This is a genomic window from Mesorhizobium sp. CNPSo 4670, assembly GCF_057784235.1.
On record NZ_JBWJFQ010000042.1, the window covers coordinates 1 to 9,588 of the forward strand.

The 9,588-nt window shown below is 57.7% G+C and carries 6 protein-coding genes and 4 pseudogenes; 4 read left to right on the plus strand and 6 right to left on the minus strand.

Going from position 1 to position 9,588, the window contains the following annotated elements:
• The 4 genes and pseudogenes from AC0ZT5_RS34490 to AC0ZT5_RS34505 form a co-directional block, all read right to left on the minus strand.
• Positions 1–243: aminopeptidase P family N-terminal domain-containing protein (locus AC0ZT5_RS34490; protein WP_488500080.1), on the minus strand; the 243-nt coding region annotated here is incomplete at its 3' end.
• A 190-nt stretch (positions 244–433) separates the two neighbouring features.
• Entirely contained in the window at positions 434–1,192 is a 759-nt protein-coding gene (locus tag AC0ZT5_RS34495; RefSeq protein WP_488500081.1) for a class I SAM-dependent methyltransferase, read from the minus strand.
• A gap of 236 nt (positions 1,193–1,428) precedes the next feature.
• Positions 1,429–2,481 carry a KamA family radical SAM protein gene (locus AC0ZT5_RS34500; protein ID WP_488500085.1) on the minus strand — a complete coding sequence of 351 codons (1,053 nt, stop codon included), beginning with the start codon at positions 2,479–2,481 and terminating at the stop codon, positions 1,429–1,431.
• Between the two features lie 276 nt (positions 2,482–2,757).
• A pseudogene (locus AC0ZT5_RS34505) lies at positions 2,758–4,173 on the minus strand (condensation domain-containing protein); the annotation flags it as partial.
• A gap of 293 nt (positions 4,174–4,466) precedes the next feature.
• Here AC0ZT5_RS34505 and AC0ZT5_RS34510 point away from each other — a divergent pair.
• Complete coding sequence (locus AC0ZT5_RS34510; protein WP_488500082.1) at positions 4,467–4,670, plus strand: hypothetical protein; 204 nt, start codon at positions 4,467–4,469, stop codon at positions 4,668–4,670.
• Positions 4,671–4,767: 97 nt separating this feature from the next.
• Here the strand turns inward: AC0ZT5_RS34510 and AC0ZT5_RS34515 are convergent.
• Positions 4,768–5,584 (minus strand): annotated as a pseudogene (locus AC0ZT5_RS34515) (transposase); the annotation flags it as partial.
• A gap of 321 nt (positions 5,585–5,905) precedes the next feature.
• On the opposite strand from AC0ZT5_RS34515, the gene AC0ZT5_RS34520 reads away from it, so the two are divergent.
• The 3 genes and pseudogenes from AC0ZT5_RS34520 to AC0ZT5_RS34530 all read left to right on the plus strand — a co-directional run.
• Complete coding sequence (locus tag AC0ZT5_RS34520; protein WP_488500083.1) at positions 5,906–7,147, plus strand: ATP-grasp domain-containing protein; 1,242 nt, start codon at positions 5,906–5,908, stop codon at positions 7,145–7,147.
• Between the two features lie 1,013 nt (positions 7,148–8,160).
• On the plus strand, positions 8,161–8,826 hold the full coding sequence (locus tag AC0ZT5_RS34525; RefSeq protein WP_488500084.1) for an EamA family transporter: 666 nt from the start codon (positions 8,161–8,163) through the stop codon (positions 8,824–8,826).
• A gap of 239 nt (positions 8,827–9,065) precedes the next feature.
• Positions 9,066–9,299 (plus strand): annotated as a pseudogene (locus AC0ZT5_RS34530) (transposase); the annotation flags it as partial.
• On the opposite strand, the pseudogene AC0ZT5_RS34535 reads toward AC0ZT5_RS34530, so the two are convergent.
• Positions 9,289–9,588 (minus strand): annotated as a pseudogene (locus AC0ZT5_RS34535) (IS110 family transposase); the annotation flags it as partial. The pseudogenes AC0ZT5_RS34530 and AC0ZT5_RS34535 overlap by 11 nt on opposite strands.

Consider the following 9,588-nt stretch of genomic DNA (forward strand, 5'->3'; position numbering starts at 1 on the left):
CGGCAGGTACGAGCTGGCGTCTGCACACAAAGTATCCATCTCACGTAATATAAGCCACGGATCCTCCTCATTCTGGCAGACAAGAGCCAGTTGCGGAACATAGTCTGAGAATCCTTCGTAGCCTGTAAGGTAGTTCATGTTACCTTCAGTCAAGACAAGTAACGCGTCGATTCCTCGCTCCGCCATCTTCTGCCGCAGCCGGGTCGTTCGTGCGCGATATTCTTCTTGACCAAACGCAGACAATGGCAGTTCTCCTATCTTGATACACGACGATTGCACGAGGCAACCAATTCGGCTTTGCTTTCCTCGAAGCGTACTTTGCGCTGCTAAGCTTAAATACCCTTGAACTCTGCCGAGGCCTCTTTACAATAACAATACAGCGTCCAACAAGGGTAGAACACGCAAAGTGCGTCATAGGATATTCCCGTTGATATTATTTGTGCGCGATAACCACGAGGTGCTCGCTACTGGCGGTAAACGCTCCACCTTCCTGCCCATAAGCTTCAACGGTCTCGAACCCCGCGCATCGCAACATGCGAACGTAATCGGAAAACCCATACTGCCTGAAAGAAAGCTGCGTTCGTCTAACGCATCCATCGCGAACGATAATCCTTTCGAGGTTCCGACGATCGCTTAGTACATCGTTGCTCATTATATCGATTCTTAGATCGTCGTTACGCTGCACAACGTAGATAGGCGACTCGCGGCGCAGGAAAGCGAAGCGATTGGCGGAATCGATTAGAAGGCGCCCGCCCTTTCGAAGTGAAGAAGCGGCTTCACGAAGAACTCTCTCATTGTCCGCGTCGTCGAAATAGCCAAACGTCGTGTACCACAGAAAAACCGCGTCAAATCGATCTCGCCAGGGAAATGAGCGCATGTCGCCCAGAACATACTCAACATTTACTCCGCGTTCAGCAGCATCCGCTTCGGCTTTTTTTAGCAAGATCGGCGAGATATCAAGTCCGGCTACCCGCGCTCCTTTTTCAGCCAACCGGTTGGTAATCCGCCCATAGCCGCATCCAAGTTCAAGAACTGCGCTGCCTTGCGCAAGGGAAAGAAGATCCCAAATTGCTCCTGCTTGTCGGTCACTGGTCTCCGGCGGATTTACCACATCACCAAAATGATAATAATCTTCGCTGAAGTATGATTCAAGCTCGGATAAAGACACTGCATTAATCATCTCGCGATTCATGTGCTTTACCTCTATATGATCATTAGAGTGATTTTGCATAGTGTTGATAAGATTGAAAGAAAACATTTGTGAATTTTTTTCATACCGCTGTTAAATATTTTGGCAGCCATTGACCTTTTGGCGGGGATCTGAAATCGGAGGGCGCGGCAATCTGCCACCCTTGGGTTTGTGCTGCGATGGCGTGACCGGATGGCCTCCACCATGTGTCGGTAATCAGTATTGCGCGCCTTTCGATCTCATCCTTCGGGCAAATCGTCCAACCAGCAGGCGCCCTCGCGGTGCGGCCGGGAAAAGATCTTTCCGATCTTTTCGGGAGTCTTGTTTTGATGATATCTCATATATACACGATCATCGGCTCCAAGGTCGAGGATCTCGATCTTTCCTGTGTAATGGGACATGATGTATTTAAATGTCTTCTGGATGCCGCTTAGACGTTGGTTGATGCCGTGCGCAATCTCTAGTCCACGGCGCAGTGGAACCTGAAAATGCGATGCGCCTTTCACCGGCCTGCCCTGAAAGAGATAATAGGGGAGGACACCCATTTGGTGACACTTGGCGAAGGTCGCAGCTAAGACCTCGGGATCATCGTTGACTTTCGCGAGAAGCACGGACTGGTTGAGGAACTGCACGCCCTGTGCGCGCAAGGAGCGAATGTTGCGCTCCGCATCGACCGAAATTTCACCGATGTGGTCGAAATGAGTAACGATCACTGCGGCCTTACCCGCTTCATGGATCCGTTGGAACAAAGCAGGTAGAGCGGAATCCTCGAACCGCTTGGGCTCGTAGGCGACTGTTTTTGTGCCGAATCGAATCGAATCCAAATGTGGGATCGGCAGCAGATGATCAAGAATTTTGTCGATCTTGGCGGTGCTGAGCACGAACGGGTCGCCTCCCGATAGCAATACGTTCGTCATCTCAGGATGGTTGCCAATATATCGCGCAATCTGGTCGAAATCAGGTGCAATTTCATCGGAGTCCTTGCCGACGATGCGTTTGCGAAAGCAAAATCGGCAATATGAAGCGCAGCGGTCCGTTACCAGCAACAACCCGGTCTGGGCGTACTTGTGCTGAAGTCCCGGCACGACAGTGTTGTCGTGCTCGCCGCTCGTATCCAGATTGCCGGGACTCTCGAACTCCTCGAATGACGGTTCCACAATGTACTTAAGCTGGTCGTAGTAACCACTATTGGCGATCTGTTCACGATAGAATTTTGTGACATGATAACGCGTGATGCTGTTCGCTTGTAGCTCACCCTCGGTGACGACGCGCCTCCCCTCAATGAACTTCATGACCGCAGTGTGGGGCCTCGGGCGCGAGTTGGGGGACGATGACTGAGGCGGGCAAGCGCGAGGCGCCGCCGAGGTCGCCCGCGCGTTCAACTCGCGATAACTCAAACCCTGGTTCTCGAAGACATTCGCGATCACCTCCGGATATCGCTCCGCCTGCGCCTCAAATAACTCGTGAATCCAGGGGTCCTGCGGATAGACGACTTCCGTCGGGTCGGAATCCATTTGAAAACGGTGATGCTCCTCCGCCAACAGACGCGGTGCCGACAAAACCCGCTGCGCCGGGTCGGCCACCATCTGGTTCAGCGCGTGCTGCAAATCCGTCGCAAACCGCTCGACCGTGCTCCGCTCAAATAGCGACGTCGCGTAAATCAGCCTTCCGCAGATCGCCTCGCCGACCTCAGCAAGCTCAAGCACGAGATCGTGTTGCGCGACACGGTCGACGCCGACGTATTCAAGTTCGAGCCCAGGCAGCGACGCCGGCTCCTCGCCATTGTTTTGGCATGTAAGTATAACCTGAAAGATCGGGGTGTGAGCCGGGTTGCGGGGCGGGTTCACGAGTTTCGTCAGCTGCTCGAACGGCAGGTCCTGGTTTGTCTGCGCTCCAATCGCAACGGCATTTACCCGCTCCAGCAACGTCTCCAGCGTCGGGTCGCCCGACAGATTGATCCGCAGCGGCAAGATGTTGGCGAAGAAGCCTATAAGCCCCTCGATCTCGGAGCGTGTGCGATTGGCGCTCGGCGTGCCGATGACCACATCGGCCTGACCAGACAGCCGCGCCAGCACGAGCGCGTAGCCCGCCAGTAGAGTCACGAACAGCGTCGTTCCGTGACGTCGGCTCAGCGCCTTGAGTTGTGTGGTCAGCGCCTCGTGCAGCGCAAAGCCGACGCAGCTGCCGCTGTTGTCCTGCTGAGCCGCACGCGGCCGGTCCGTCGGCAGCTTCAGCACCGTTGGCGCGCCCGCCAGCATCCGGAGCCAGTATTGCGACTGACGGTCCAGGACCTCACCTGCCATCCAACGTCGCTGCCAAAGGGCGTAGTCCGCATACTGCACCGGCAACGGCGCAAGCCGATCCGCGCGGCCGTCCCGGGCCGCGGCGTAAAGCTCGCTGAGATCGCGGGTCAGGATCTTCCGCGACCAGTCGTCCGAGACCATGTGGTGCATTGTGATCAGCAACACATGATCCTCCACCGCCAGGCGTATCAGCCGGCCGCCGGTCAGTGGCCCAGCTTCCAGATCGAACGCCGCCTGCGCTTCATGACGCATCAGCTTCGAGATCGCCGCTTTGGCATCCGCCGCCGCCATCAGATCGCTTCGTTTCAGTGGCAGGCCGACATTCACCGGCCTGATCTGCTGGAACGGCTCCCCGTCCTCCATCCGGAAGGTGGTGCGCAGCACCTCATGACGCACCACCAACCCGTCCAAGGCTGACAGCAGGGCCGCCTCGTCCAGCTCACCGCGAAGCCGAAGCCCCATCTGGATGTGACAGGCCTCGCTGCCGCCCGCCAGACGCGAAAGGGACCAAAGCCGCTGCTGGGAGAATGACAGCGGCACCCGCGACGGCCGCGGCACAGCTTCAACTGGCGGGACCGCATTCAGTGCAGCGTCTATCGCATTGATTTGGATCGTTCGAGGAAGTTTCATGTGGACCCCCCGTGGGCCGGAGACTACGAGACCGCTATGGTCGTAACGCATCCTTCACCGGATCCAATGCAATCGGCGTGCCACCGAAAAGGTTGTGTGGGCAACAGGCGCGAAAACCGTGTGTTTCGCGCGGCAACGGCAGCATACTTGCGGCCTCAGTATGTCAGGTTCCGAACACAGATGTCTTCACCCGGACACTGCTGAACAGGGATCTCGAAGAGCAGCGGTCGCCTGCCGGAGAGAGGGTGAATCTCGGGTCCGGTTGGCCGGGCTCCCGCTCAGGCCGATCGAGCGCTCGATCCGGAGAAGATAGCGATCACGGTACTGTAGACGGGCGGAGCGCCATGGTGGAAACGAACGGCGCGCTGTCCAAGGTTTCCGAGCCCCCGATTTGCCACCAACGGTCCAAGCGTCGTGGCGTGGAACGGCAACCGCTGGTCTTGCGGAGCCTTCTTGTCCGGATCATCGGGCCGCCGGCGGTCATGGTCTTCGAGTTGAAGCGAGAGGGCTTCGAAAAAGCGCATGCCCGTAGCGGCCAAGCCGAATAGTTGTGTTGCAAGCTCCAGAATTGCCGCGCCGCACGCCTCCATTTGACACAATTCAGGCGGCGATTGCCTCGAACTGCGTCCTGGGCGAACCGGGTGGATCGAAGGCAGAGCGCCCCTGCAGCTTCCGCATCGTTTGAATCATCTCGCTGTAAGATGATGTGGCGCTTGCCGGCGTTTTCTGAGGAAGTGAAGGTACGTAGCAGCATTGCCAGGCAGCTTCCGGGATCACTTCGCCGATCGCCGCGATCAAGCCGGCATGATGGTCGGACACGATCAGTTCGATACCCGATGAGGCCGCGCGCCTTCACCGAGACGAGGAAATCCTTCCAGCGCGAGCGGCTCTCGCGATTGGCCATCTATCCACGGCCAGGATCTGGCACGTTGCGTCCCAGGCGATGCCGACGGCGATCAGCACCGCCTGGCTCATGACGATGCTGGCCAGGGTACCTTCTCGTAGCGGGCGTCGGGATAAGGTGGGCAAACGGCTCTTGCAGCGGGCGCTTGGTAAAGGCCTTCAGGCTCTCGTCCAGGCGCTTGCTGCTGGCCGAAATCGACGAAGCAGAGAAGGCATGGCCACACAGCTCTTCCCTGATCGTCTTCACCTTGCGGGTAGCCGTGCACATACCCTTCCGCAATAATGCACCAAGGGCGCGCTCCGAAGCTAGCAACGCAGAAACGACACTTACCGGCCCGGCGGAACCCGCAGCTCCAGCTTGCCGACATGGGTGACAAGGGCGCCCATAGTAACCCGAGCGGCAGCCGAGCCGCTCCGATGTCCGCTAACCCTTCGAACGGCCTATCGCTCCCTCCATCTCGGCCTCAAGAAGCTCCGGCATCACCGCATGGATGACTTCATTCAGCCCATCCCGGTTCGATTGCAGAATGTCTTTAACTGCGGCCGTGGCGGTCTTAATTTCAGTCTTGGCTACGGTGGCGTTCCTTTAGGGAATCGGTGATGCGGATTCGCTTGCCCTATGACGCCGTGAGCAGATTAGTTTAAACTCTTACAGGTCAAACTAGTGCCTGGACATCGCATCTCTCTGACGTTCGTCGTGATGTTCCGTGCCATCCCGCTGCTGGTAACAGATCCTTCAAATAACTTTACAGAATCTTTGCGAGCGCGGATCACTGACAATGGTACCTTGACCGCAACGTCTAAGGTCGAAAACAAATTAGATCGATGCCTGTTTACGCTCGAACCGAGCACATCACGCAAACGTCGGAGTCAATGGCCCATGGCAACAAGAGCGCTCATCCTGCTCGAAGGTCATAGGAGTGTTGGATTGCTATACATAAAAGCAGCCCAGCGTCTTGGGCTTCATCCAATTACGCTGTCGGCCGATCCAGCTGAGTACGACTATCTTGCGGCGGAAAGCCTTGAGGCCATCCGTGTCGATACAGACGATCTCGATGCGCTGATCCGCGAATGTTCCCGGCTACGTGCGACCTATGACATTGCTGGCATTACTGGCTTTTCGGGCCTCGACGAGTCGATCTATGCGACAGTTGGCAAGCTCTGCCGCCATTTCTATCTGCCAGGACCTAATCCGGCATCCATTGAACAATGCTGCGATAAATATACTCAACGTCAACTCCTCGCGGCGGCCGGCGTTCCAATGCCCGCTTATCGCTTGGCAGCGGATGCGACGGAGGTGAAAAGCTCTGCAATGGAGATCGGCCTACCGGTGATTGTCAAGCCAGCCGTCGGCAGCGGCAGCTGCGGCGTCCGATTGTGCCGCAACGTCGACGAGTTGGCCGATCACACGGCCTATCTGCTGGCTGGGGAACCAACATGGGGGTCTTCGCCAAGGATACTGATCGAAGAATTTGCGCAAGGCCCCCAGTATAGCGCTGACACAATGGGAAATGAGGTCATTGCAGTAGGTGCCGCTGACTTCGACTGCCTACCCAATTTCGTCGTTCGTGGCAGCATCTTTCCGGCCCTGCTGACTGATTACGAGCATAAACGTATCGCCGATGTTTCACTGAGCTGTTTGAGCGCTCTCGACCTTAGCTGGGGACCAGCGAACATTGAATTCCGGTGGACGGAGCGTGGCCCAGTAGTCATCGAAGTCAATCCGCGTCTTCCGGGTTGGACCACTCCCCGGCTGATTCAGCTAGCTTACGGTATTGATCCCATTGCCGAGCACCTCAAGCTTGTGATCGGCCAGGAATGGGACTTGCGCAGAAGGCATTCGCAGACTGCGGCCTCGCGGTTCCTCGTTCCTGAGGGCGACGGCGTCCTCGACTGGATCGAGGGCCGCAGTCTGGCGGTTGCCATACCAGGTGTCGCCGAGATCAAGTTGTATGTTGAACCCAAGACGCCGATCGTCAGGAAAGGCGATTTCCGAGACACCATGGGACATGTCATCGCCGCCTCACCCAGCCATGCTGAGACCGAAGCGATACTTCAGCGTGCCGTCGACTTAATCGGTTGGTCGATCACACCCTTTCCAACCCTTGGCGAACAGAAGTAATCTGCGGTCCCTCACGTTCTGGCCGCCAGGGCAGGTGGCGCAAGTTAACGGGTGATCGCGCCGAACATTGGTGCAACCGAAAAGGACGAAAGGGACTCAGATCGATGAGGAGACTTTGGCCGGGGGAGGAACCCGGTCCGGCTGATTTTGGCTCAGGCATGATGCTGTTGCGGCGAACCGATGGCCAGCTCGATGGCAGCTCCGCGCCAGAGTTCGCGTTTCATCTGAGGGCCAGGCGGCGTTATCTGCGAACTGTTGACAGCCGAAGTCGCCAAGAACCAAGCGCGCTCGATTAAATTCCAGCTCATCATTTCCAAGCTGCCGCTGGCCAAGGAGGATGAAGACTTGGAGTTTGCTGTGGAACGGTCAACGATGCGCTGTTCGCGAGCTAGCCAGCGGACCCTTCTTATCCACGGGTTGGCTACCGCACTTCCGTAATCCGTCTTGGGCTATGCTTGTCTAGAATCGGGGCGTTGGGCCGTTGCCCAGCCACATAGCTAGCGGGGGAATTCCCCACCGAGGCCACATCCCGTCTCCGTGCTGTCCCGGTTGTTCCGTCGGATTGAAGCCGATTAATCAGCTTCAGGCGGCGCCCTTGGGAGACGGGCGTTTGCCAGAAGCTTGATCTTCGCGGGGGAAGCGCACCGCATCTTCAGCGCACCGGCTCAACCTCGTGGCCGATGGCCCACGGAAAGCTGCCATCTCGCGGGCGATCGCCGCCACGACGATCGGTCTCGCTCTATGGTGATCGCCGGGATCGGTCGTACACGCAAAGATACGCCATTGTGATGATGCTCGTCTCTGCGACATCCTCGACAGTCTTGTAAGCCAGCCTTAGTCTACATCGATGTTCTCGGTCCTTGGGGTGTGATTTCGCAGGTGCGTGCTTCCTCGCAGCCCATCGAGGCCGTCGGATCCAACAATTCGACTAGCGCGACAGCCTGCTACGTTGCTTGAGAACTGGTCGCAAAAATGTTTACAATGGAGGACGATGGAATCTAGAACGCGCTGACATGGGCAACAATCACGCTCTCCGTAGGCATGGCTCTGTCAGGAACGGGAGGGCTTTTTCCGTCTCGTCCGGCCAGCCGACTCTGAACATGGTGTTTTTCCGCTGCTTGTTCGGAGCGTTGGCGCTCATTGGATGGGTTTGGTTACGGGGTGGTTGGCAAAGCCTTTTCTCCATTGAGCGGAAGCTGTGGCCACTCGTGCTGGTGAGCGGCATCTGCCTCGCCCTCAAATGGCTGACGCTGTTCGAGGCATTCCATCGAACCTCCATCGGATTCGCAACGATCATCTATCATCTGCAACCCTTCTGGATCGTGCTCGCCGGCGGACTGCTTCTGGGCGAGGCGCTCCGCGACACAAGATCGGGTGGATATGCCTCGCGTTCCTCGGCCTGGTCCTCACCATCCTGCCGAAGCTCGGGGATGTGCAGACCGACCGGAATGGCTGACGGCGTCGGCTTGGCGCTCGTTGCTTCGCTTCTGCGCCGCCACGACGCTGACCACTCGCGCGGTCAAGGGCGTGAAGCCGGACGTGCTCAGTGCGGTCCATTGCCTGATCGGATGCATCGCCTCCTGCCGTTTCTCATGGCGACACTTCATGGCGGGTATGCCCCCGTGTGGGGATGGCTCGCCGGGCTTGGCATCATACCGGCATCGTTTAAGTGCTGCTGAATTCGGCTTATCCCAGGGTGCCAACAACCGTCATTGCGCTGCGTCCTCTCTGAACCCCACCGCTGCCCTGCTTGCTGATTTCTTCGTCTCTGATCGCTGTGTCACCGCAATGCAGGCTGTTGACTTTGCGCTTGCCAGACTCGGCGTGAATCTCGGGTGGACGTTTATCTTCGGCCAACGCCGCGCTCAATCGCAGAAATCCTAAGGTTCGCGACAGATCGGCCGCCTCAGGAAAGGGATTGGCTCCCCGCCTAGGGGTTTCGGTGGCCGATCTGTGCCGCCGAGCACGGGGTGAGCGATGCCTCGATCTACAATTGGAAGGTCCGCTTCGGAGGGATGGACATCTCCGAGGCGAGGCGTCTGAAGAGCCTTGAGGACGAGAACGCGCGCCTGAAGCGGCTACTTGCCGACGCCATGCTCGACAATGCCGCGCTGAAGGATCTCGTGGGAAAGAAGTGGTGACGCCCGCAGCGGATCATGGTAGAGCTGCTTCGCTTGGATCCTGAGCATGTGCAGGATTACCTGTGCATCCTTTGGATCGTTCTTGTCCTAGCTACTGTGCAACGCTTCTCGTGTTCGGGCCAGCGCCAGCGACGACACCAGCCGCACCTCAAAACCCGCTTCAGCCAGGCGCCATGCTATTGGCCGGTGATAGTTCCCGGTCGCCTCAAAGGCGCAGACCACAGGGCGGCCGTACGCCTGCAGCACTTCGATCAGATGGTCGTGCTCAGCACGGGTGTTGAGGACCAAAAGGCGACGCCG

Excerpts from the sequence above, each read along its gene's own strand:
- AC0ZT5_RS34520 (WP_488500083.1), top strand. The coding sequence starts at position 5,906 with ATGGCAACAAGAGCGCTCATCCTGCTCGAAGGTCATAGGAGTGTTGGA.
- AC0ZT5_RS34525 (WP_488500084.1), top strand. The coding sequence starts at position 8,161 with ATGGGCAACAATCACGCTCTCCGTAGGCATGGCTCTGTCAGGAACGGG.
- AC0ZT5_RS34500 (WP_488500085.1), bottom strand. The coding sequence starts at position 2,481 with ATGAAGTTCATTGAGGGGAGGCGCGTCGTCACCGAGGGTGAGCTACAA.
- AC0ZT5_RS34510 (WP_488500082.1), top strand. The coding sequence starts at position 4,467 with ATGGTGGAAACGAACGGCGCGCTGTCCAAGGTTTCCGAGCCCCCGATT.
- AC0ZT5_RS34495 (WP_488500081.1), bottom strand. The coding sequence starts at position 1,192 with ATGAATCGCGAGATGATTAATGCAGTGTCTTTATCCGAGCTTGAATCA.